Source organism: Corallococcus sp. AB038B (assembly GCF_003668955.1).
GTDB classification, from domain to species: Bacteria; Myxococcota; Myxococcia; order Myxococcales; family Myxococcaceae; genus Corallococcus; species Corallococcus exiguus.
In genome coordinates this window covers 974704-997116 of sequence record NZ_RAWO01000002.1, presented here as the reverse complement: position 1 = coordinate 997116, position 22413 = coordinate 974704, and the positions used below count along the sequence as shown (strand labels likewise).

Here is a 22413-nt window from a genome sequence, read left to right as displayed (position 1 = left end):
CCGCTCCTGGAGCATGCAGCCGCACGGGCAGACCACCGCTTGCGCCCACGGGGCAGCATCCCAAGCCTTGAGGTTCACCTTTCGCGGGAGTGGACGACCATGGCGGGCAAGAAGCTGGAGGGCTACGGCGAGACCAGTGAGCGGCGCCAGCGGCACCTGGAGAACGACGAGTTCTCTGAACGGGCGCCCCAGACGCCAGAGGAACTGGAGAAGGCACGCACCGAGCCGGAGGATGGGCATCAGGTGGTGACTCTCCATCCGCTGGATTCAGAGCGTCCGGACGACGAGGGCTGAGCACTCGCCCACGTCGGGCTGATAGGGTCCGCGCCCGCGATGAGCCAGAGTCTGACCTTGCTTGCGGGCCCCGACGCCCTGCGCATCCTCCGGGAGCGCGGACTGCGCGCGGAGGACGTGGACATCCTGCCAGGCGCTTCCGGTGGCCCGAAGTGGCTGGGGCTGGAGGGAATCGACCGCGTGCTGTTCGGCGAACTCCTCCAGCAGCCGCGCACCCGGCCGTTGCATCTCATCGGCAGTTCCATCGGGAGCTGGCGGCTGGCGTGCCTGGCGCAGAAGGACCCGGTGGCCGCGCTGAAGCGCTTCGCGGACGCGTACCTGGAGCAGCGCTATCCGCCCAAGCCTTCGCCCTCGCTGGTCAGCGAGAGGAGCGCGACGATATTGGATTCCCTCCTGGGGCCAGACGGCATGGAGGAGATCCTCACGCACCCGTGGGCGCGGCTGCATGTCGTGACGACCCGGTGCAAGGGACTGTTGGCGATGGAGCAGTCCAGCGTGCAGCTCGCGGGCTTCGTGCTGGGCGCGCTGGCGAACGCGGTGAGTCGGCGGACGCTCGGGCTCCACATGGAGCGCGTGGTGTTCCACACCGCAGGGGACACCAGCCCCTTCGCTGGACTCAAGGACCTGCCGTCAGTTCATCGTCCCCTCACCCGCGACAACCTGCGCCCGGCGCTCATCGCGTCGGGCTCCATTCCGATGGTGCTCGCGGGCGTCCACGACATCCCCGGCGCGCCGCCCGGCACGTACCGGGACGGCGGCGTCGTCGACTACCACCTGGACGTCGACTACGGCACGGGTGACGGGTTGGTGCTCTATCCGCACTTCTATCCGTACGTGGTGCCCGGCTGGTTCGACAAGTCGCTCAAGTGGCGGCGCGCGGGTCCGCTCAACTTCCGCCGCGCGTTGATCATCACGCCGTCGCCCGCGCACCTGGCGCGGCTGCCCGGTGGACGCATCCCGGACCGTTCGGACTTCACGGACATGGAAGCCGACGACCGGATCCGCGCGTGGAGGCAGGTGCTGATCGAAGGCGATCGCATGGCCGGCGAACTGCGTGAGCTACTGGCATCGGGGCGCATCGCGGATCACGTCCAGCCGCTGTAGCCCGCGAGCCCACGCGGTTACTTCGCGCGTCTCCACTTCACCTCGCCGACGGTCCCCGTCCCACCGGTCGTCGGCGCGGGGACGATGTATTTCAGCTCGTCGCCCGTCAGCGTGAAGGTGCGCCGCTGCTCCGTTCCCTCCCAGTTCGGGAACGAGGCGTGGTCGATGTGGAAGGTGAGCGTGCGCTCCTTCTCGTTCACCGAGTACCGGCCGAAGTGCGAGTTGGTCCCCCGCACGGTGGACTGGTTCTCCTCCGGCGTTCCCTGGTTCTTGTCGCTGGACGCGAACCGGGCCCGCCCCGCGCGCAGGATGTGGAGGGAGTAGCGCCCCTGGCCATCGAATATGAGGCGGCCCTGGGGCTCCGCACCGTAGAGCTGCACCCTCTTTCCATCCGGAAGCACGTTGTCGACCAGGACCAGCGTCCAGGTCCCCACGAGCTGATCCGCGAGGGACTTCTCTCGCGCGTCCGCCTCGCGCGACATGAGGACCGCCAGGAGCAGCAGGGACCCGGCAGTGAGTGCGCGCCAATGGTTTCGCTTCATCGCGTCGTGCTCGCTCACATCAGCACCCCACCGCCATCCACGGAGAGGACGGTGCCGGTGAGGAAGGGGTTGGTCATGGCGAAGAGAGTGGCGGCGGCCAGGTCCTCCGTCTTCCCGACGCGGCGGGCAGGGGCCTTGTTGGCGTAGTCCGCGAAGAGCCGCTCGCGGGCCTCGGCGCCGAGCCGGTCCCAGAAGGATCCAGAGTCCACCACGCCTGGAGAGATGGCGTTGAGCCGCACCGGCGCGAGCTCTACGGCCATGGCCTTGGTGAAGGCTTCGAGCCCTCCATTGACCAGGCTGGTGATGGAAGTGCCGACGGCGGGCTTCCAGGCACGGAAGCCGGAGAAGAAGGTGAAGGAGCCCTCCGGGGAGATGCGCGGCGAAGCGTGCTTCACCAGGAAGATGGGCGCCCAGAGCTTGGCGGCGAAGGCCCGCTCGATGGACGCGGAGCCCAGCCCGGTGAGGGGCCCGGCGGCGCCCTGACTCACGGTGCTCACCAGGTGGTCGAAGGGGCCCACCGCTTCGCAGAAGGCCGCCACCTCTGCTTCCACGGAAGCGTCCAGGACGCGCACCTCGCGGGGGCCCTTCATCAACTCCGAGGTGGCCTCCAGCGCCTCCCGCGTGCGGCCCGCCAGCACCACATGGGCGCCCGCCTCCGATGCGGCGATGGCCACGCCCCTGCCGATGCCCGAGCCAGCCCCAACGACAATCACCTTCCTGCCTTCCAGCTGCATGGGTGTGCCTCCGCGACGGATGGAATCTCGTAACCCCATGAACAGGTTACGAACGGAGGTATGTTTGAGTTTTCGTAACCTGTCAATCCGGTTTCATGCTTTCCTGTGGGATGTCATGGCACCCAGAAAAACCCAGGCACCGGAGCAGCCCGTGGCACCAGCCGGCGAGCTGCGGGACGGTTTCAAGTTCCGCTCGGGCAGGCTCTGCCTGGACCTGCCTGCGTCGTTGTCCGCGCGGCTGAAGGCCGAGCCGAAGGACCTGCTGGAGACGCCGCACGACCTGGGCCGATGGCTGGTCGCCGCCGGGCTGGCGACGAAGGATCCGAAGCCCACCGACGAGGAGCTGCGGCACGCGCGCGAGCTTCGCGAGGCCCTCTACCAGTTGGCGGTGGCCCGCTTGCGAAACGAGGGCCTGGACTCCAAGGCCAGGGCGCTGGTGAACCGGTGGGCGGCGGAGCCTCCTCCAGCGCCGCAGCTGGGCCCCGAGGGACTGACGTGGACGCGCGGTGGCGTGCACTCACTGTTGGCGGCCGTGGCGCGGGACGGTGTGGAGCTACTGGGGGGCCCGCTGGCGGAGCGCATCCGCAACTGCGCGGGAGAGGGCTGCGCGCTCCTCTTCGTGGACACCTCGCGTTCCGGACAGCGGCGCTGGTGCTCCATGTCGGGCTGCGGCAACAAGGCGAAGGTGGAGGAGTTCCGCCGACGTCAGCGGGGAGAGGGCGGATAGTGCGGCTCTGGTCCACTCAACCTCGCGGCCCCAGTCTGGTACGACGCGGCCACTGAAAGGACCCCATGCTTCGAATCCTCAGCAACACGCTGCTTGTCCTCACGCTGGGCGGCTGCGCGGCGTCGCCTCCGCGTCCCTCGCCCACTGCCCCACCCAAAGGCACCGCCCGCATGCGCCTCGGCAACTTTTCCGTCAGCCTCGCCGTCAAGGACCTCGCCATCTCTCGCGCGTTCTACGAGAAGCTCGGCTTCCAGGTCATTGGCGGCAACGCGGCCCAGAACTGGCTCATCCTGCAGAACGAGACCAGCACCATCGGCCTCTTCCAGGGCATGTTCGACAAGAACATCCTGACGTTCAATCCCGGCTGGGACCGCAACGCCCAGACACTCGCTGACTTCGATGACGTCCGCGAGATCCAGCGGACCCTCCAGGCCCGCGGTCTGCCCCTCACGACCGCCGCCGACGCGTCCTCCACCGGGCCCGCGAGCCTCATGGTCACCGACCCCGATGGCAACACCATCCTGATTGATCAGCACGTCCCGAAGCCGGGACAGTGAAACGGTCATTGCGTCCACTCAGGATGCGAGCCACGTGCGAAGCGTGGCGTAGACCTCCGGGTGGTCGAGCAGGTCCAGGTGGTTCGCGCCCGGGATGATGCACTGGTTTGCTTCCGGGAATCGCAGCGTCAGCTCGGGCAGGGCATGCCGCCCGAGCGCGCTGTCCACCGGGACCAGCCCGTCACCAGGCAGCCGCTCCGCCAACGCCTTCGCGGTGGTCGCAGCGATCGCGTAGCAGGCCACGCCCTCCGGCAGCGTGACGCCGCGACGGGCATCCCCACCCCACCCGAAGCGCTCCCGCCCTTCCCAGTGCTCATCGAGCACATTGCCGAAGCGCAGGTCGGTGACTCCGGCACCGCGGATCCGACCCAGGCGAGCGAACGGCGCGCTGTACGAACTGATCTCCAGCAGCACGTCCACCCAGCTTCCACCGCGCTCCAGTGGTGAGCCGTGATGGGGCGACCCCAGGCAGACGAGCCCGCGCAACAAGGGACGCCAGGCCTGGTCCTCGGCCTCCGCCGCGAGGCACGCGCTCCTCGCCACCAGCCCCCCCATGCTGTGGCCCATGAGCGTCAGCGATTCGAGCGGCACGGGCCAGCAGGCCACGAGCTGGTCCAGCAGCGAGGAGAGTGCACGCCCGTTCCGGGAGATGTGCAGCCCGCTGTTGTAGTGGAGGTAGACCGGCGTGTAGCCGAGGTCGCGCGCCAGTGCCGCGCCATGGTCATGCCCCCTGCGGCTCCACTGAAGGTCGTTCATCGACGAGCCATGGACCAGCACAAGCAGCCGGCTCCCTGCCTCTGGGAGGGCGGCGCGCAGGGCCTCGGGATCCAGGCACAACGGCTGCCCGTGGACCCGGAACGCCATTGGAATCGCGAGCGGGTTGCCCTGTGCCTCCAGCGCATCCCCCAGCACACCGTTCAGCGCGGAGACCACTGCTTCCCGCTGAGGCCCCGGAGCACTGTCACCCAGCCACGGCGAGAGCCGCGCGAGCACAGCATCGAGCCCCGCCCCCACGTGCCGCGTGGCCTCCTGGAGTGTCGAGTAGATCCACCCCGTCACGGCCCGCGCCGGACGCTCCAACGGCCTGCCCAGGACGGACGGCCCGCTGGCGATGGTGCAGTGCACCTCCTCGACGAGCCCCATCACGCCCCGGGTGGCCTGCACCGCGAGGCGGCTGGCACCCCGCAGGGCCTCCGCGTTCTTCGTTACGGCTGGCGACTGGCTGTTCATGGCTCACGCCTCCACGACCAAACCTACCGAACCGTAACCTACCCAACCGTAGGTCCAGGGTCAAACCGGGGACCGCTTCAGGCGAGCAAGCTCCTCGCGCAGGGAGCGGTTCTCCGTGCGGAGCGTCTGGAGCTCGGTCGACACCGGACGCAGCATTTCGTCCAACTCCGCCTCGGTGAACCGGGGCGTGATGTGCTGGGGACAATTCCAGTCGAAGCCCTCCACCCGGAGCACGAAGCCGCGTTCGGCCTTCGCGCTCTGACCGGGGACCTCCAGGCGCTCCATCGTCGCGGGGTCCGTTTCGCGGGTGATGACGGACGCGTGCGCCAGGACCTTCAGGCGCGCACGGTTCGGGTAGTCCACGAAGATGAGCGCGACCCGGTCGTTCTCGCTGACGTTGCCCGCGGAGATGTACTGCTTGTTCCCCCGGTAGTCCGCGAAGCCCAGCGTGTGCGGGTCCAGCACCCGGACAAAGCCCGGCGGACCGCCCCGGTGCTGGACGTACGGCCAACCGTTCGCGCTCATGCTGGCCATGTAGAAGCTGTCACGCTGGGCCAGGAACTCCGCCTCGTCGGGCGTGAGCACGTCCGGTGCGTCCCCTGCCCTCTCGATACGTGCGTAGGCCGCACGGCTCCCGAACTGCTGCTGCAGCGCCTTCACCGCGGGCGTGAAGGCGAGTCTTGCGAAACGGCCCATGGCTTTTCTCCCTCGATGCACCACGTATATCCATGGGACGTGGTGAAATAATCAGCCGGACCCGCAAGACTTCATTGCCAACTCAGCAAGAATCATGGACCAGCTCTTCACGCTCCGGACGTTCGTCGCCGTCGCCAGGCAGGGAAGCTTCACGGGCGCATCCCGCCACCTCCGCATCTCTCCATCGGTGGCGACCCGGGCTGTCGCCCAGCTCGAGGAGCGGCTCGGGCTCGCGCTCCTCACGCGCACGACGCGCTCCGTGCGCCTCACCGAACGTGGGCAGATCTATCTGGAGAGCTGCCAGCGGCTGCTGGAAGACCTGGATGAAGCCGACCGCCGCGTCCGGGGTGAGAACGCCGAGCCGCGAGGCGAGCTCCACCTCTCCGCTCCCATCGTCTTCGGGCGGCTTCACGTCCTACCGGTGGTCCAGAAGCTGCTCGCGGCGCATCCGGCCCTGTCCGTGCGCATGCACCTGTCGGACAGGACCCAGCACCTCGTGGACGAAGGCATCGACGCGGCCGTCCGCCTGGGGGAGCTCAAGGACAGCAGCCTCATTGCCCTCAAGGTCGGCACCGTCCGCCGCGTGCTGGTGGCCAGCCCCCACTACGTGAAGCAGCACGGGACACCCCGCTCGCCCGCGGAGCTGAGCCGCCATGAGCTCATCGCCTTCGAGAGCCTCGACGCGACGAACGAGTGGCGGTTCGGCGAAAAGGAGAAGCCGGTGCGCATCCAGCCCCGCCTCATCCTCAACAGCGCGGACGCGCTCATCGCGGCGGCGGAGCAAGGGGTTGGTATCGCGCGCACGCTCTCGTACCAGGTGGCGGACGCCGTGCTCGCAGGGCGACTGGTGCTGCTCCTGGGAGCATTCGCGCCGCCACCGGTCCCGGTGAGCGTCATCTACCCCGGCCGCCGCAGCGCCTCCGCGAACGTGGGCGCGTTCGTCCGCACGGCGCGCAGCCACTTCGAGGAGCACCCGCTCCTGCCCGTCGAAGCGTGGCGGACTTCCAGGCCCGCGAGCGGCAAAGGCAGACGCTGAAAAGCGAAAGGGCCCCGGTGTTTCCACCGGGGCCCTCTCAGAGTTGCGGGGGCAGGATTTGAACCTGCGACCTTCGGGTTATGAGCCCGACGAGCTACCAGGCTGCTCCACCCCGCGTCACCGTGACGCGGTACTGCTGTTATCACCTTGAACACCCGGGGTCGAAACTTTAATTTCGACCCCGGGCTTTTCAAGTTGCGGGGGCAGGATTTGAACCTGCGACCTTCGGGTTATGAGCCCGACGAGCTACCAGGCTGCTCCACCCCGCGGCGAGAACGAGAGGGTAAGTACCGAAGCCTCTCGCTACCGTCAACACCTATCTCGGCGCCCGCTCGCATTGTCTCGCGCGAGCGCCGAGATGGCGTGACGTCACTACTTGCCCAGCTTGCTGAGCAGATCCGCGAAGGTGCCGAAGCCCTTCTTGCCAGCGCCCTGCGGCTGCTGCGTCTTCTGCCAGGCCTCCACCTCGGCGCGCTCCTCCGCGCGGATGGCGCCGGGGATGGACAGGCGGATCTTCCCGGAGGCGTCGATGTCGATGATCGCCACCTTCAGCTCCTGGCCGATGGAGAAGTGCTTGCGCATGTCCGTGCCGCGATCCGTGCCGGTCTCGCTGGCCGGGATGAGGCCCTTGCCGCCCGGGAACGCGAGGAACACACCGTACGGCTCCAGCCGATCCACCTTGCCGACGACGACCGCGCCCACCTTGGGACGGGCCGCCGCGGGCTCCTTGGGAGCCGACGCCTGGGCCTCCTTCGCGGGACGCTCCTCGGGAGGACGCTGGGCCTCCTCCTCGGAGATGCGGCGCAGGCCGATGCGCTTGTCATTGGGGTCGATCTTCTCGACGGAGACCCAGATGACCTCGCCTTCCTTCACCGCGTCGCGCGGGTGCGCGATGCGCCGGTCGCTCAGCGCGGAGATGTGCACCAGGCCGTCCACGCCCGGGCGCAGCTCCACGAACGCGCCGAAGGGCTGGAGCCGGACGACCTTGCCCTGCATGCGGTCGCCCTCCTTGATCTCCTCCAGCGCCTTCTTGAACGGATCCTCCTGACGCGAACGCAGCGACAGGGTGATGCGCTCCTTCTGCTTGGACTTGTCGGGGGAGTTGGGCTGGCCCTCCTCCATGCGGAGGATCTCCACCTCCACGTCGTCGCCCTGCTTCACCACGTCGCTGGGGTGAGCGACGCGCGTGTAGGAGAGCTCGGAGACGGGGACCATGCCCTCCACGCCGCCCAGGTCCACGAACACGCCGAAGTCGCGCACACCGGAGACCTTGCCCTTGACCGTCTTGCCCACGGCCAGGGTCTTGCGCGTCTCCGTCGCCAGCCGGCGCTGCTCGTCCTCCAGCAGCGAACGGCGCGACAGCACGACGTTGCGGTCGCGCACTTCCGTCACGCGGAACTGGAGCTTCTCGCCGATGAACTGATCCGGCTTCTCCACGAAGCGGATGTCCAGCTGGCTGATGGGGCAGAAGGCGCGCGTCTCACCGATGGCGACTTCCACGCCACCCTTGTTCACGCTGAGGACCAAGCCTTCCACCGGCATGCCGGAGGCGCGGGCCTCCGCGAGCATCGCGAAGGACGCGTTGCCCTTGGCCAGCGCGCGGCTGAGCTGGATGCCCCGGGCACCCATCTCCACGACGTGCGCCTCCAGGCGGTCACCCACGCCGAAGCGCAGGATGCCCTCGTCGTCCTTGAGCTCGCGCAGCTCGATCATCGCCTCGGACTTCGCCGAGCCGTCCAGCGACACGAACGCGGTGTCCGCGCCCAGCTGGAAGATGGTGCCACCGACCTTCTCGCCAATGCGCACGCCACGGCGGCCAGGAGCGCCACCGTCCTTGACCTGCGCCTCGAACATGTCCGCGAAGGACTCGGTCTCAGCGACCTCTTCGTACAGCGGGCTGGACGGCGCGGGGGCCGGCGTCACCGGACGCGGGGCCGGAGCCGGCGTCGAGGCCGCGGAGGCCTGCGCGTCGGCGCCCGTCTGCTCCGCGGTCGCGGTCGCCTCGGCGGGCTTCTCACCCTCCAGCGCGCGCGTCTCGATGGAGCCCGAGGCCCGCTTCACGACCACCATGGGGCCGGACGGACGGCGCTCGCCGCCTCCGCCTCCGCCGCCACCCCGGCGCTCGCCGCCACGGCCACCGCCGCGCTCGCCGCCGCCACGGGGCGCGTCGCCCTGGGGACGGGGCTGCGACTGGGCGTCGCGAGGACCGCGATCACCGCGGCCCGGCCCACCCTTCTCATCGCGGCCACCACGGCCACCGCCGCGCTCGTTGCCCTGGCCCCCCGAAGGGATGCCCAGCATCACGTCGCCAAACGTGGCCTTCGGCTTCTTGGGACCGAAACCGCCAGGACCGCCCGAATTTCCGCCGCTCTTCTCGTCGCTCACTGCCGAGACCTTCCGTTGACGATTCCAGCCCGGGACTTCCTTGAAGTCGGGGCCTTTGGAAAAAGGCGGCGCACTCTACACGTGCGCCATGCCCGGAGGAAGCCGCATGCGGCCATCCCCTTCACAATCGGCCTCCTATCCCAACGGAAAGGGGCCTGTCCTGCATTCCGTTTGAGCCCCCAGACACTGCCTGGAGGGCAGCCGTCCCGCCGGGCGCCGCGCCGCGTCTACCGGGCGAGGCCGAGCTTCCGACCCACCTTGCGGAAGACGGCGCCCGCCTCTGGGACGCCCAGCGCGGCGGACACCGCGAAGTAGACGACGCCGAAGGGCACCGCCGTCGCCATCAGGCCCAGCACTGGGTGCAGTCGGGGCGGCACCAGCAGGGTCCCGCCCCACTCCGCCCCCACCCCGGGCATGGGGCCCAGAAGGCTGGTGAGGCCCTGCTTGACGGCCAGGGCCACGAGCCCGCCCACCACCGCCGCGACGTACAGCCGGGGCAGCAGGCCCGAAGGCGGGCCCACGGGCCCTACGATGGAGCGCAGCTTGCGGCGCAGGAGCGTGGTCTCCACCCAGGCGACGATGCCGCTGGACAGGGTGAGGAACGCCGCCCCCAGCTCCCGGGGCAGGCCCAGGCGCTCCGGCAGCCACAGCGCCAGGAACCAGGCCTTCACGGTCCCCAGGGCCACGCGCACGATGGCGTAGCGCAGGGGCGTCTTGGGGTCCTTCAGCGCGTAGAAGGCGGAGGCGTAGAGCCGGCCCACGGTGGACGCCACCAGGCCCACCGCCGCGCCCATCAGCAGGTACCAGAGGTAGCGCGAGTCCGAGGCACCGAAGCGGCCCGTCTGGAGGAGCGCACCGCTCACCAGGTCCCCGAGGAAGAAGAGCGCGACGGCGGACGGCACCACCCAGAAGGCGATGCGGCGCGAGCCCGCGTCGATGCGGCTTCGCAGCTTCGAGTGCGCCTGGGCATCCCCTTCCGCCGTGGCGCGCGCCATCTCCGGCAGCTCCGCGGCGGACACCGCCATGCCGAAGAGACTCACCGGGATGAGGTAGATGGTCTGCGCGTAGAGGAGCGAGGACAGCGCGCGGTTGGAGATGAGCGACGCGAAGGCGGTGTCCACCCACGCGCTGAACTGCACCACGCCGCGCCCCAGCACCACCGGGCCGAAGTTCTTCAGCACCTGGCGCACGGAGGCGCTCGCCAGCGACACCACCGGGCGGAAGTGGCCCAGCAGGCGCATCACCGTGGGCACCTGCACCGCGAACTGGAGGAAGCTGCCCAGCACCACGCCGTAGGCCAGCCACTCCGTCACGGCCTCTTCCGCGGCGCGCCCCCCGGACGTGCCGTGCAGGCTGCCCACCACCAGCAGTGTGGCGATGATGACGACGTTCCACACCACGGGCGCCAGGTAGGACAGGAGGAAGCGCCGGTGGCTGTTGAGGATGCCCAGGCACCACGCGCTCAGCACCAGGAAGCCCGTGCCCGGGAAGAGGATGCGCACCAGCCGCACGGCCAGGTCGCGCTCGCCGCCTTCGAACCCCGGCGCGATGAGGTCCACGAACAGCGGCGTGGCCAGCATGCCCAGCGCCACCATCACAGCGGTGGCCATGGCCAGCAGGCCGAACACCGCGCCCGCGACCCGGTCCGCCTCGTCCGCGTCCTTCTTGCCCAGCAGCTGGGCGTAGACGGGGATGAAGGAGCCCGACAGCACGCCTTCGCCGAAGAGGTTCTGGAGGAAGTTGGGGATGCGCAGCGCGGCCTTGAAGACGGCGGCGGCCTCCGCGTTGCCCAGGTAGTGCGCGAAGACCCGCTCGCGCACCAGGCCCATCAACCGCGACGCCAGGATGCCAATGGCCACCAGCGTCGCGCCCCGGCCTCCCGCGCTGCGTTCAGGGCTGGACGGAAGAGGGGCGGCCGGAGAGCCGGTCTGGGACTGCGGGACAGGTGCGGGGGCGGTCACGAAGAGGCGAACTCTATGTCCGCCGTTCTTCGGCATGCAGCAGGAAACCCTTCGACCGCTGTTTCACTTGACGCTCACCTCACAGGTTGCGAGGGTCCGCCCCCAATGGCCGGAAAGTCCGACACCGAGCGGTCCGACGTCGCGCGCATCCGCGCCGTCCTGGCACGCGAACTCGAGACCATCAACGAGTACGAGGCGTTCGCCGAGGACTCCTCCCTCCCGGAGGTCAAGGCGTTCTTCCTCCATCTGGCGGCGGAGGAGAAGGAGCACGTGTCCGAGGCGACCCACATGCTCCGCATGCTCGACAAGGGTCAGGACGCGCACTTCGCCAAGCCCTTCGTCCCCGGCCACTTCCAGGCCGCCGTGGGGGGTGTCCCCGCGGAGCCCGCCGTGCCCGCCGCCGAACCCGCGCCCCTGGTGACGCGCGCGCCGCCCGCGGTGGGCCGCCTGGCGAACGAGCCCCTGACGTCCCTGCCGCCCCAGCGCCTCATCTACGGCGTCCCCGCGCCGCCGCCTTCGGCCAACGGCCATCCGCTCACCATCGGCAGCCTGCGCCGCGGCGGTGGAAGCGGTGGCTCCGGTGGCGGTCGTTAGAACCCTTTTGTTTCCTGCCTTCTCCTCTCCCCTCCTCTGCCGCCGCTCGTGACGGAGACACCGATGCCTGACTTCCTTGGACATGCCGAGAACCCGCTGCGCGAAGAGGAGTGGGCGCGCCTCAACGAGACGGTGATCCAGGTGGCTCGCCGTTCGCTGGTGGGCCGCCGCATCCTGGACATCTACGGGCCGCTGGGCGCGGGCGTGCAGACCGTGGCCTACGACGAGTTCCAGGGCGTGTCCCCGGGCGCGGTGGACATCGTCGGGGAGCAGGAGACCGCGATGGTCTTCACCGACGTCCGCAAGTTCAAGACCATCCCCATCATCTACAAGGACTTCCTGCTGCACTGGCGGGACATCGAGGCGGCGCGCACGCACAACATGCCGCTGGACGTGTCCGCCGCCGCTGGCGCCGCCGCGCTGTGCGCGCAGCAGGAAGACGAGCTCATCTTCTATGGCGACCAGCGCCTGGGCTACGAAGGCCTGATGACGGCCAACGGCCGCCTCACCGCCACGCTGGGGGACTGGACGGCGCCGGGCGGCGGGTTCCAGACCATCGTGGAGGCCACGCGCAAGCTCAACGAGGCCGGCCACTTCGGGCCCTACGCCGTGGTGCTGTCGCCGCGCCTGTACTCGCAGCTGCACCGCATCTACGAGAAGACGGGCGTGCTGGAGATTGAAACCATCCGCCAGCTCGCGTCCGACGGCGTCTACCAGTCCAACCGCCTGCGCGGTGAGTCCGGCGTGGTGGTGTCCACGGGCCGGGAGAACATGGACCTGGCGGTGGCCATGGACATGGTCGCGGCCTACCTGGGCGCCAGCAAGATGAACCACCCGTTCCGCGTGCTGGAGTCGCTGCTCCTGCGCATCAAGCACCCGGACGCCATCTGCACGCTGGAAGGCGCCATCCCGGCCGCTCCCCCGGCGCGCCGTTAAGTCGCGGTCCCCGCGCGGAGACTCATGGCCAAGGTCCTGGTCATCGATGACGAAACGAACCTGCGCAAGGTGCTGGCCGCCCTGCTGCGCCGCGACGGGTTCGACGTCACCGTGGCGGAGAACGGCGAGCAGGGCCTGGCCGAGTTCCACAAGAACGGCGCGGACATCGTCGTCACCGACCTGGTGATGCCCAAGCTGGGCGGCATGGAAGTGCTTGCCGCCGTGCGCACCGCCAACCCGGACGTGCCGGTGATCATCATCACCGCGCACGGCACCGTGGACTCCGCGGTGGAGGCCATCAAGGCGGGCGCGTTCGACTACATCACCAAGCCCTTTGATCAGGCGGAGCTGTCCTCCGTCGTGGCCAAGGCCGCCAAGACGAACGAGAGCGCCAAGCGCTCCGTGCGCGCGGACCACAAGGCCCGGTCCGCCATCATCGGCGAGTCGCCGCAGATCCAAGACGTCTACAAGGTCATCGACAAGGTCGCGGACACGCCCTCCACGGTGCTGATCACCGGAGAGAGCGGCACGGGCAAGGAGCTCATCGCCACCGCGCTGCACGGCGCGTCCAGCCGCCGCGACAAGCCGTTCATCAAGATCAACTGCGCAGCCATCCCCGCCACGCTGCTGGAGAGCGAGCTGTTCGGCTACGAGAAGGGCGCCTTCACCGGCGCCGTCACGTCCAAGCCCGGCCGCTTCGAGCTGGCCGACGAGGGCACCCTCTTCCTGGACGAGATCGGCGAGATCCCCGTCGAGATGCAGGTGAAGCTGCTGCGCGCGCTCCAGGAGGGCGAGTTCGAGCGCGTGGGCGGCATCAAGACGACGCGCGTGAACGTGCGCCTGGTGGCCGCCACCAACCGCGACCTCCAGGCGGAGATCGAAGCGGGCCGCTTCCGCAAGGACCTGTATTACCGGCTGGCCGTGGTGCCCATCGGCCTGCCCGCGCTGCGCGAGCGCCGCGGCGACATCCCGATGCTCGCCGCGCACTTCGTGGACAAGTACAACCGGCGCCTCCACAAGAAGATCGAAGGCATCGCCGACGACGCGCTTGCGCTGCTCCAGGCCTATGCGTGGCCGGGCAACATCCGCGAGCTGGAGAACCTCATCGAGCGCGTGCTGCTCTTCGCGGACGGTCCCCTCATCACCGCGAAGGACCTGCCGGAGCCGGTGCGCGGGGGAGCGGGCGTGCAGTCAGGGGCACAGGTCGCCGCCTCGCTGGGCACGCTGGACGTCCCTGTGGGCGAAGTGGGCCTCAAGGACATCGTGCGCATGAAGGCCGCGGAGCTGGAGCGGGACCTCATCGTCAAGAAGCTGGACGAGACGGGCGGCAACGTCACGCGCGCCGCGCGCCTCCTGCAGATCAGCCGCAAGTCGCTCCAGACGAAGATGAAGGAGTTCGGCCTGCGCGACACCACCCCGGACGGCCAGGACGACGGCCCGGACGAGTAGCCTGGGGGGCCGAAATATCGCCTTCTCGCCAGCGGTTTCGGCCCCCGCGTACCTTCTTACCCTCAGGGAGCCTGAATGCGGCCGAATCTTCCCACCCTCGGTGGACCACCGAAGCGCAATCCCTTCGGACCGGTGGTTGCCGTCTCCGTCATCCTCGGCGCGGCCGCGGGTGGCGTGTGGTGGTGGAAACAGCGCATGGCGGATGTCCCCATGGACGTCGCCTCGCAGACCGCGTCCGCGCTGGACGCCGGCACCGTGGCCCAGGCCCCCGTGGCCCCGCCCGCGCCCACCGACCCCGTGAAGGCCGCGGGCCTGGAGCGCGTGTCCATCCGCATCGAGGGCCCGCTGGAGACGGCGCTCGTCCAGGCCTCCGACTCCACCGTGGGCCCCGCCCTGGCGCAGGTGGTGACCCGCACGCTGGTGTGGTGGGTGCGCGTCCCCGGCGAAATCCTCCGGGGGGACACGCTGGACGTGCTCTACCAGCGCCGTCCCAACGAGGAGCCGCTGGTGTACGCGGTGCGCTTCGTGAGCGGCAAGACGGGCCAGACGCACCGCGCCTACCGCTTCACGCCTGCGGGTGAGCCGAACTCCCGCTACTACCTGCCGGGCGGCGACGAGTTGGAGCTGCGGATGGAGAAGTCGCCCATCGACAGCTACGAGCAGATCACCTCGCTCCTGCGGGACGGCCGTGGCCACAAGGGCGTGGACTTCCGCGCGCCGGTGGGCACGACGGTCCGGGCCCCCTTCGCGGGCGTCATCAAGCGCAAGAACTGGAACTTCGGCAGCAACGGCAACTGCATCGAGCTGGTGGAAACCGGGGGCAAGGGCCGCCGCGCCCTCTTCCTGCACCTGGCGGAGCTGCCCCGCACGGTCCAGGCCGGGATGCGCGTGAACGCGGGACAGGTCCTGGCCCAGAGCGGCAACACGGGCCACTCCTTCGCCCCCCACCTGCACTACCAGCTCATGCTGGGCGAAAACCGCGTCCTGGACCCCTTCGACCAGCACAAGACCTTCCGCGCGTCCCTGGCGGCCGCACAGAAGGGCGCCTTCGACACCGAGGTCCAGCGGCTGGATGGACTGCTGGGAACGTCGGTCGCGGGGAAGTAAAGCCCCACCCATTTCTTGACACTCCTCCGACGGCACGGCTAGCTGGCAGGCCTGGGCCGTGGTCGTCGGAGGTAGTGGATGCACAGGTTTGGTGCCGTCATCGCCGCGCTGACGCTGGGCGTGCCTTTCGCCGCCAGCGCGGCGGAGATCACTCGGATTGCTTCCTCGTTCGAGGATGATGATCCGTTCGACCTCTTCCTCGACGTGGGCTTCGAGCGCACGCAGACGCGCGCGAAGATCGTCCGCGAGCAGCTTCGCGACGGCGACGCCACCAACGTCCCCGAGGTCAACGAGCTCTGGTACAAGGGCGTGGACGCGCGGCTGAATCTCGCCGTCGCCTTCGGTCTGTGGAAGGACCTGGAGTTCAGCTTCAAGCTGCCCATCGTCTTCCAGCAGAACGAGACGTGGAACTTCGTCTCGGGAACGACCCAGGGCAACTCCACCATCACGAACAGCTGCTTCAACGCGGACGGCTCGCTCTATCTGGACGGGGTCGAGGGCTGCGTGGGCCGGCTGTTCCAGGTGCCCCAGGAGAGCTACCGCGGCGGCCTGGGCAACGTGCACTTCGGACTGGCGTACGCCTTCTTCAACCAGGAGAAGGACGACACCAAGCCCACGTGGATCGTCGGCATCGACTACGAGGCGCCCACCGCCAAGCAGCGCGACCCGAGCCTGGACAACACCGATCCGGACGGCGATCGCGGCAACGTGGGCGACCGCGTCCACAAGTACCAGCTCTACACGACCTTCTCGCGGAAGATGGGCGTGGCGGAGCCGTACTTCAAGGCGTCCCACACCATCCCGGTGCGCGGCCCCGGCGCCTATTCCAACTGCGACCAGTCCAGCGCCCCTGCCCCGGGTAACCTGGGTGCCCCGTACAACTGCTACAAGGAGCCGTGGACCCGCCAGGAGACGGGCATCAAGGCCCCCTCGCAGACGGCGCTCACCTTCGGCATGGAGCTGGTGCCGTTCGAGAACGCGGCGAAGTCCCAGAAGTTCACCCTGGACCTGCGGCTGCTGGGTAACTACGTGGGCCGCAGCCGGTACTACAACGAGCTGAGCTCCGCACTGCGCAAGCTGCTCACCTCCGACGACTACCTCCAGGTGGGTGGTCAGGTGGGCGTCACCGCGCGTGCAGCGGAGGCCTTCACCATCCGAGCCTCCGGCAACTTCCTCTACAACACGGACCACCTGCTCACGACCGAGTCCATTGGCCAGGATCTGAACGGCGACGGCACCGTGGACACCGCCGTGGGCTCGCCGGAGCTGAACCCCACGTTCGACTGGCGCTACGACCTGGTGTCCCGCCGCTTCCGGGCCATCCAGAGCACCACGTTCCGCTTCGACCTGGGCGCGACCTTCAGCTTCTGAAGTCCCGCCCGGAGCAGCGGTGGGCCTCCCCTACCGCTGCTTCAGCCCCAGGCCCAGCCGGTACACCTCCTGGCCGGGCCACCCCGCGCGGCGGGCCAGCTCCGTGCTCAGCGGCTTGAGCTTCTCGCCGCGAGCCAGTCCCGCCTCCAGCGCCCGGCGCAGCTCGTCCTCGCTCCAGCGCTGCTCGCCGGTGCGGCCCTCCACCAGCACCACCACCTCGCCCCGGGTCTCCTCGCCCGCGTAGCGCGCCACGAGCTCGGACAGCGGCCCCCGGACGAACTCCTCGTGCAGCTTGGTCAGCTCGCGCGCCACGCACGCGCGCCGGTCGCCCCAGGCCTCGTGCAGGTCCACCAGCGTCTCCGCCAGGCGGCGAGGGGACTCGTAGAGGACACAGGTGGCGGACAAGGGGGCCACCTCGTCCAGCATGGCCCGGCGCTCCGGCCCCTTGCGCGGCAGGAAGCCCAGGAAGTGGAAGCGCCCGGTGGGCAGGCCCGAAGCGCTCAGGGCGGCCACCAGCGCCGTGGGGCCGGGCACCGGCTCCACCTTCAGGCCCCGCTCCAGTGCCTCCGCCACCAGCTTCTCGCCCGGGTCACTGATGCCGGGGCTTCCCGCGTCGGTGACGAGCGCGCAGTCCTCCCCCGCTTCGATGCGGTCCAGGATGCGGCCGGCGCGCTGCCCCTCCGCGAAGGCGGGCAGGCTCACCAGGTCCTTCGCGGTGATGCCAAAGTGGTCCAACAGGATGCGCGAGTGCCGGGTGTCCTCGCACGCGAGGAGGCCGACGGTGCGCAGCGTCTCCAGGGCCCGGGCGGTGACGTCCCCCAGGTTCCCGATGGGCGTGGCCACGAGGTAGAGCGTTCCAGCCAAGGGACGGATTCCTTTACATGCCAGCGTCGAAGGCGGCGGGCAGGTGCTCCACCCGGGCGTGCTCGCCCTGGCCCACGACGGAGATGACGTCGAAGCGCACCATGCGCCCGTCGATGCCGTTCTGGAAGAGGTAGTGCAACGCGGCCTTCACCACCCGGCGCTGCTTGGCGAAGGACACGGTGTGCGACGGGTCTCCCCACGCCGCGGAGGAGCGCATGCGCACCTCCACGAAGCACACGAGTTCCCCCTGCTCCGCCACGATGTCCAGCTCGCCGTAGCGGCACGTCCAGTTGCGCGCCACCACCCGGAAGCCCTGCGACTCCAGCAGGCGCACGCCCTCCGCCTCCGCCACGTCGCCCACATCCCGCCGCGTCCCCATGCCGCCCCCGCCGCCCCTCGTGCTTCCGGCGGCGGCTAGACGTTAACGGTGCCGTCCGACATCTGGCCGAAGCCGGGGTGGGCGGTGACGTGCAGGACCTGCGTGAGCGTGCCCAGGTGCTTGAGCATGCGGGCGACGAGGGGCAGCTTCGCCTCGTCCACGCCCGTCAGCACGTCGTCCAGGAGGAAGGGGCGCTTCACCCGGGCGCACGTCTTCTCCACCACCGTCAGGCGCAGCGCCAGGTAGTAGAGGTCGATGTCCTTCGGGGACAGCTCTCCCACCGGGACGCGGCTGTTCTGGGTGAGCAGGAAGGCGTTGCCCTCGCGGTCCCACTCCACGCCCTGATAGCGCCGGTCCGTGAGCGCGGTGAGGTACTGCACGCAGCGGTCCTTCAGGAGCGCCTGCACCGACAGGATGTCGGTCGTGAGCACGTCCGCGGCCTGCGACAGCACCAGGGGGGACGGGTCCTCCAGCGGATCCACCGGCACCGGCGTCTGGCCAGGGGCCGCGGCCACCTGCACCGGGGGCGCCTTCGCCAGCGCGATGGACTCCTTCAGCCGCGACAGCTCCCGCTCCACCTCGCGCAGGTCGCGCACGTAGGTGCCCTTGGCGGTCAGCTCCGCGTTGAGCGTCTCCTGCTGCGCGCGCAGCTCCTGTCCGTCGCGTATGGCGGCCTGAAACTCGGGGGAGGACTCGTACTCCTCCAGCTGCGTCTGCAGCTCTCCCAGCCGGATGCCGAGCAGATCCTTCTGCTCCAGCGTGGCGGGGATCTCCGTGTGGGACTCCAGGTTCAGGGCCTTGATGGCCATGCGCACCGGAGCATCCTCGAGCTCGAACTCGTCGAGGATCTTCTTCTGCCGTGCGTCCTTGCGGTTGTCCTTGGAGCCCTTGCGCGTGGCGTGCTGCAGGTCGTCCACGTAGCGCAGCGCCATCCACGCGGCCGTGCCGAAGGCGGGGATGTTGATCAACGCCAGGTAGCGCCACATGGGCTGCGCCGCGAAGATGCCCAGGCCCACGCTCAGGCCCATGAAGAGCACGCCCGCGCCCAGGCCGCCCCAGAAGAAGCGGTTCTCGGTGAGCGGCGGCACCTTCAGCGACACATCCTCCTGCTCCGGCTCGCGGTCCGTTTCCAGCCGCGCCAGCGCCTCGTCCCGCCGCGCCACCGCCTTCGGGTAGCGCTTCACGCGCGAGAGGATGTCCAGCGGCAGACCCATCGACTCCGGCGAAGGCGCCGCGCGCCAGGCGGCGTCCGCGCGCGAGATGGCCTCCTTGAGGCCCTCGCCGCCCTTGAGCTTCGAGTCCGCCTCGAAGATGAGCGATGCCAGCTCATCCACCTTGAACTGGAGCTGATCCACCTCCTTCGCGGTGACGAGCTCCTTCTGCAGCACCTTCACCTTCGCCTCGGCGGCCGGGACGTCCTCCGCCGGCGCCACCTGGGAGGCGGCCGCCAGCGACGGCGTGGCCCCGGAGGCCTTCGCACCCGCGGCCGCGGCGGCCTTGGCCACGCTCTTGCGAGGCCGACGCGACGGCAGCATCACCAGCTGGAGGCAGTACACCTGCTCGAAGGTGGTGCGCGGAGGCAGCCCCGCCTGGCCGCGCAGGTACTGGTTGATCTCCGACACGTCCGTGGACACGAGCTCCGGCTGGCTGGTGGCGGGGTTGAGCCGGTGCAGCGATCCGGAACCTCCCAGCTCGCGCAATATCCGGTACGTCATCCCGTCCTGGCCCACGAACGTCAGCGCGGCCTTGCCGGAGCGTCCCGCCGAGCCCACCAGGCTTGAGTCCCCGCCGCGGCCATCCGCGAACAGCAGCGACAACGCCACGTTCGCCAGCGGCAACACGTCCGCCGTGGGCGGCTTGAGGATCAGATACCCGCTCTTCAGCGGGAAGCGCCCGGCGGGAGAGAACCCGCGGACGTTCTGGATGGCGACCTCGACGAAGTGCATGGCGCGCGCAGTCTAGCCCGAACGAAAAAAGGAGCGTCCAGTGAAGGACGCTCCTTGTCTCACGCGGCCGCGAAGGCCGCGAGAGGGTTTCTGCGGACCTACTAGCCCGGAGCGACGGCGGACTTGGCAGCCTTGGCGGCGAGCTTCTCCGGGTCCACCAGCACGTCCACGCGCGAGGCCTTGCCCTTCAGGTCGCGGAGGTAGAACAGGCGCTTGCGGTTCACGTCGCCGCGGGTGAGGACTTCGATCTTCTCGTAGCGCGGGCTGTGGATGGGGAAGATGCGCTCCACGCCGACGCCGAAGGACATCTTGCGCACGGTGAAGGTCGCGCGGTTCGTGCCCTTGGTCTTGCGGATGACCACGCCCTCGAAGGCCTGCACGCGCTCCTTCTCGCCTTCCTTGACCTTCCAGTGGACGCGAACGGAATCACCCGTGCGGAACGCGGTGATGTCCTTGCGCAGGAACTTGTTTTCGACGTGCTCGATGAGGCTGCGGCGCATAACGGACTCCAGAAAGCGGAACTTGACGCGTAGGACGCGTGGAAAAGAGCGGGCCGTCCTAGCAGAGACCGCCGGGACGAACAAGCCTGCAACGAAGGGTTCCGCGAGAACACGGAGGGTTACAACGCTTCTTCTTCCCTGGCGAGCAGTTTCTGATCCGCTTTGCTGAACACCAGCCGCGCGAACAGGTCAGGCCGCCGCTCCTGCGTGAGCTTGATGGCCTTCCACCGGCGCCAGCGGGCAATGCGTGCGTGATCGCCGGACTGGAGGGCGGCAGGCACCTCGGCCCCCCGGAAGACAGGCGGCCGGGTGTAGTGCGGGTGCTCCAGGAGGTTCTCCTCGAAGCTCTCCGCCACGGAGGATGCTTCGTTGCCCAGGACGCCCGGCACCAGCCGCGCCACCGCGTCCACCACCGCCATGGCCGCGACCTCCCCGCCCGTGAGCACGAAGTCGCCCAGGGACAGTTCGCCGTCCAGGAAGGGCATCACCCGCTCGTCCACGCCTTCGTAGCGGCCGCAGACGAGGATCAGCCCGGCCTCGTGCCGCGCCAGCTCCCGCGCCGTGGCCTGCGTGAACGTGGGCCCCCGAGGGCTCATCAAGAGCGCCTTCGCCCCGGGATGACGCGCCCGAGCAGCTTCGATGGCGGCCACCAGCGGCTCGGGCTTCATCACCATGCCGGCGCCGCCGCCATAGGGGGCGTCGTCGGTGACGCGGTGCTTGCCCTCGGCGTAGTCGCGCACGTCGGTGAGCGTGACGGAGATCAGCCCCTTCTCCTGGGCCTTCCCGAGGATGCTCGCGCCCAGGTAGCCGGACACCATCCCGGGGAACAGCGTGAGCAGCTCCACGCGGTAGCTCACCCGCCGTCTCCAGACTCCTCCGGCGGCTCGTCCGCCTCCAGATACTCCGGAGGCCGGATCACGATGCGCCCCGCCGGCACGTCCACCGTCGGCACGAACTCATCCGCGAAAGGCACCACCAGCTCCGGCCGACCCTTCGCGCGGATCACCAGGTTGGGGACTTCACCGGTGGCCCAGACCTCCTCCACCGTGCCCAGGGAGGCGCCCTGCTCGTCCACGGCGTTCAACCCCACGAGGTCGCCCTGGAAGAACTCGCCCTCCTCGGGCGGCTCCAGGTCCTCGCGATAGACGAACACCTTCGCGCCCACCAATGCCTCGGCGGCCGTGCGGGACGCCACGCCCTCGAAGAACACCAGATCCTCCTTGTTGGCGGGACGGAAGGTCTCCAGGGCGTACTCGCGCTCCTCGCCGGAGCGCAGGCGCAACCAGACGCGCTCGACGGTGCCGAGCGTCTCCGAGGCGGGGTCGAAGCTTCTGACCGCCACCTCGCCGCGCAGCCCGTGCGCACGGGCCACGTAGCCCAACTCCAGACAGTCCTGCGCGCTCACTGCGCGGCGTCCGGAGCGGGCGGCGCCGGGGGAGAACCCGGAGCGCGGCGATCGTCGAGTATCTCCAGGCGGACCTTCTGGCCCTGCTTCTGGGCGGCGGCGTTGATCAGCGTCCGGAGGGCGTTCACGGTGCGCCCATCACGACCGATGACCTTGCCGACGTCCTCGGGGGCGACCTTCAGCTCATAGAGCCGGCCGCCATCCGCCTCGGAGATGCGTAAGGTGACCTGGTCAGGTTGATCAACCAGGGCCTTCGCCAGATACGTGAGCAGCGGCTCCACGTCTTGTCCAGACGGGGGCGTGCTCAGGCGGTGGTCGCCGGAGCCTGCTTCTTCGCCGTCTTGATCAGGTCCGCGACCGTCTCGGAGGGCAGCGCGCCGCTCTTCAGCCAGTAGTTCAGCCGCTCCTCGTTGAACTGCACCTTCGCGGGGCTGTGGTTGGGGTCGTAGGAACCGACCTGCTCCAGGAACTTTCCGTCACGCGGGCTGCGCGAGTCGGTGGCAACCACGTGGTAGTACGGCATCTTCTTGGCGCCCGCGCGGGCAAGACGGAGGACAACGGCCATGGAACGCTCCAGCGAAATCGTGTGACTTCTA

The 22413-nt window shown here is 69.3% G+C and carries 24 protein-coding genes and 2 tRNA genes; 10 read left to right on the top strand and 16 right to left on the bottom strand.

Annotated elements, in window-relative coordinates; all coding sequences use genetic code 11:
- Nucleotides 1-99 precede the first annotated feature (99 nt).
- Together D7Y04_RS15170 and D7Y04_RS15165 are read left to right on the top strand one after the other, a co-directional pair.
- Nucleotides 100-294 carry a hypothetical protein gene (locus D7Y04_RS15170; RefSeq protein ID WP_120598435.1) on the top strand — a complete coding sequence of 65 codons (195 nt, stop codon included), beginning with the start codon at nucleotides 100-102 and terminating at the stop codon, nucleotides 292-294.
- A 39-nt stretch (nucleotides 295-333) separates the two neighbouring features.
- Nucleotides 334-1398, top strand: coding sequence for a patatin-like phospholipase family protein (locus D7Y04_RS15165; RefSeq protein WP_121759775.1), 1065 nt, complete (start codon nucleotides 334-336; stop codon nucleotides 1396-1398).
- Between the two features lie 17 nt (nucleotides 1399-1415).
- On the opposite strand, the gene D7Y04_RS15160 is transcribed toward D7Y04_RS15165, so the two are convergent.
- Both D7Y04_RS15160 and D7Y04_RS15155 read right to left on the bottom strand, forming a co-directional pair.
- Entirely contained in the window at nucleotides 1416-1940 is a 525-nt protein-coding gene (locus D7Y04_RS15160; RefSeq protein ID WP_121759911.1) for a lipocalin-like domain-containing protein, read from the bottom strand.
- A gap of 14 nt (nucleotides 1941-1954) precedes the next feature.
- On the bottom strand, nucleotides 1955-2674 hold the full coding sequence (locus tag D7Y04_RS15155) for an SDR family oxidoreductase (protein WP_121759774.1): 720 nt from the start codon (nucleotides 2672-2674) through the stop codon (nucleotides 1955-1957).
- A 115-nt stretch (nucleotides 2675-2789) separates the two neighbouring features.
- Between D7Y04_RS15155 and D7Y04_RS15150 the strand changes: the two genes are divergently transcribed.
- The gene (locus tag D7Y04_RS15150) at nucleotides 2790-3401 is read left to right on the top strand and encodes an ABATE domain-containing protein (RefSeq protein WP_121759773.1); all 612 of its coding nucleotides are present in this window, start codon (nucleotides 2790-2792) and stop codon (nucleotides 3399-3401) included.
- Nucleotides 3402-3466: 65 nt separating this feature from the next.
- On the top strand, nucleotides 3467-3958 hold the full coding sequence (locus D7Y04_RS15145; RefSeq protein WP_233601426.1) for a VOC family protein: 492 nt from the start codon (nucleotides 3467-3469) through the stop codon (nucleotides 3956-3958).
- A gap of 18 nt (nucleotides 3959-3976) precedes the next feature.
- Here the strand turns inward: D7Y04_RS15145 and D7Y04_RS15140 are convergent, their stop codons facing one another.
- Together D7Y04_RS15140 and D7Y04_RS15135 are read right to left on the bottom strand one after the other, a co-directional pair.
- Nucleotides 3977-5188, bottom strand: coding sequence for an alpha/beta hydrolase (locus D7Y04_RS15140; RefSeq protein WP_121759772.1), 1212 nt, complete (start codon nucleotides 5186-5188; stop codon nucleotides 3977-3979).
- Between the two features lie 60 nt (nucleotides 5189-5248).
- Complete coding sequence (locus tag D7Y04_RS15135; RefSeq protein ID WP_120600077.1) at nucleotides 5249-5884, bottom strand: pyridoxamine 5'-phosphate oxidase family protein; 636 nt, start codon at nucleotides 5882-5884, stop codon at nucleotides 5249-5251.
- A 94-nt stretch (nucleotides 5885-5978) separates the two neighbouring features.
- Between D7Y04_RS15135 and D7Y04_RS15130 the strand changes: the two genes are divergently transcribed.
- Nucleotides 5979-6920 carry a LysR family transcriptional regulator gene (locus D7Y04_RS15130; RefSeq protein ID WP_120600078.1) on the top strand — a complete coding sequence of 314 codons (942 nt, stop codon included), beginning with the start codon at nucleotides 5979-5981 and terminating at the stop codon, nucleotides 6918-6920.
- 43 nt (nucleotides 6921-6963) lie between these two features.
- Here D7Y04_RS15130 and D7Y04_RS15125 read toward each other — a convergent pair.
- The 4 genes from D7Y04_RS15125 to murJ form a co-directional block, all read right to left on the bottom strand.
- A tRNA-Met gene (locus tag D7Y04_RS15125) sits at nucleotides 6964-7037 on the bottom strand.
- Nucleotides 7038-7115: 78 nt separating this feature from the next.
- A tRNA-Met gene (locus D7Y04_RS15120) sits at nucleotides 7116-7189 on the bottom strand.
- A 103-nt stretch (nucleotides 7190-7292) separates the two neighbouring features.
- A complete protein-coding gene (locus D7Y04_RS15115; RefSeq protein WP_120600079.1) occupies nucleotides 7293-9305 on the bottom strand; it encodes a S1 RNA-binding domain-containing protein in 2013 nt (670 codons plus the stop codon).
- A gap of 227 nt (nucleotides 9306-9532) precedes the next feature.
- Nucleotides 9533-11266, bottom strand: a complete 1734-nt coding sequence (gene murJ, locus D7Y04_RS15110) for a murein biosynthesis integral membrane protein MurJ (protein WP_121759771.1) — start codon at nucleotides 11264-11266, stop codon at nucleotides 9533-9535.
- A 105-nt stretch (nucleotides 11267-11371) separates the two neighbouring features.
- Between murJ and D7Y04_RS15105 the strand changes: the two genes are divergently transcribed.
- The 5 genes from D7Y04_RS15105 (at nucleotide 11372) to D7Y04_RS15085 (ending at nucleotide 16723) form a co-directional block, all read left to right on the top strand.
- Nucleotides 11372-11860 carry a ferritin family protein gene (locus tag D7Y04_RS15105; RefSeq protein ID WP_120599685.1) on the top strand — a complete coding sequence of 163 codons (489 nt, stop codon included), beginning with the start codon at nucleotides 11372-11374 and terminating at the stop codon, nucleotides 11858-11860.
- A 63-nt stretch (nucleotides 11861-11923) separates the two neighbouring features.
- A complete protein-coding gene (encA, locus tag D7Y04_RS15100; RefSeq protein WP_120576723.1) occupies nucleotides 11924-12796 on the top strand; it encodes an encapsulin nanocompartment shell protein EncA in 873 nt (290 codons plus the stop codon).
- 24 nt (nucleotides 12797-12820) lie between these two features.
- Complete coding sequence (locus tag D7Y04_RS15095) at nucleotides 12821-14245, top strand: sigma-54 dependent transcriptional regulator (RefSeq protein ID WP_121759770.1); 1425 nt, start codon at nucleotides 12821-12823, stop codon at nucleotides 14243-14245.
- A gap of 75 nt (nucleotides 14246-14320) precedes the next feature.
- On the top strand, nucleotides 14321-15352 hold the full coding sequence (locus D7Y04_RS15090; protein WP_121759769.1) for a M23 family metallopeptidase: 1032 nt from the start codon (nucleotides 14321-14323) through the stop codon (nucleotides 15350-15352).
- Between the two features lie 78 nt (nucleotides 15353-15430).
- On the top strand, nucleotides 15431-16723 hold the full coding sequence (locus tag D7Y04_RS15085; RefSeq protein WP_121759768.1) for a hypothetical protein: 1293 nt from the start codon (nucleotides 15431-15433) through the stop codon (nucleotides 16721-16723).
- A 30-nt stretch (nucleotides 16724-16753) separates the two neighbouring features.
- Here D7Y04_RS15085 and rsmI read toward each other — a convergent pair whose 3' ends face one another.
- From rsmI to rpsP, 8 genes are all read right to left on the bottom strand, one after another.
- Complete coding sequence (gene rsmI / locus D7Y04_RS15080) at nucleotides 16754-17587, bottom strand: 16S rRNA (cytidine(1402)-2'-O)-methyltransferase (RefSeq protein ID WP_121759767.1); 834 nt, start codon at nucleotides 17585-17587, stop codon at nucleotides 16754-16756.
- Nucleotides 17588-17600: 13 nt separating this feature from the next.
- The gene (locus D7Y04_RS15075) at nucleotides 17601-17966 is read right to left on the bottom strand and encodes a YraN family protein (RefSeq protein ID WP_121751667.1); all 366 of its coding nucleotides are present in this window, start codon (nucleotides 17964-17966) and stop codon (nucleotides 17601-17603) included.
- A 35-nt stretch (nucleotides 17967-18001) separates the two neighbouring features.
- Entirely contained in the window at nucleotides 18002-19912 is a 1911-nt protein-coding gene (locus D7Y04_RS45645) for an ATP-binding protein (protein ID WP_233601425.1), read from the bottom strand.
- A 101-nt stretch (nucleotides 19913-20013) separates the two neighbouring features.
- Complete coding sequence (gene rplS, locus D7Y04_RS15065; protein ID WP_120576717.1) at nucleotides 20014-20412, bottom strand: 50S ribosomal protein L19; 399 nt, start codon at nucleotides 20410-20412, stop codon at nucleotides 20014-20016.
- A gap of 119 nt (nucleotides 20413-20531) precedes the next feature.
- Nucleotides 20532-21269, bottom strand: a complete 738-nt coding sequence (gene trmD / locus D7Y04_RS15060; RefSeq protein WP_120596347.1) for a tRNA (guanosine(37)-N1)-methyltransferase TrmD — start codon at nucleotides 21267-21269, stop codon at nucleotides 20532-20534.
- Nucleotides 21266-21817, bottom strand: a complete 552-nt coding sequence (gene rimM, locus D7Y04_RS15055) for a ribosome maturation factor RimM (RefSeq protein WP_121759766.1) — start codon at nucleotides 21815-21817, stop codon at nucleotides 21266-21268. Before rimM ends, trmD begins: the two co-directional genes overlap by 4 nt.
- Nucleotides 21814-22098: a KH domain-containing protein gene (locus D7Y04_RS15050; protein ID WP_120576714.1), complete on the bottom strand. Its 285-nt coding sequence runs from the start codon at nucleotides 22096-22098 to the stop codon at nucleotides 21814-21816. The genes rimM and D7Y04_RS15050 overlap by 4 nt, the downstream gene beginning before the upstream one ends.
- A 23-nt stretch (nucleotides 22099-22121) precedes the next feature.
- Nucleotides 22122-22382: a 30S ribosomal protein S16 gene (gene rpsP / locus D7Y04_RS15045; RefSeq protein WP_014397299.1), complete on the bottom strand. Its 261-nt coding sequence runs from the start codon at nucleotides 22380-22382 to the stop codon at nucleotides 22122-22124.
- Nucleotides 22383-22413: the final 31 nt, after the last annotated feature.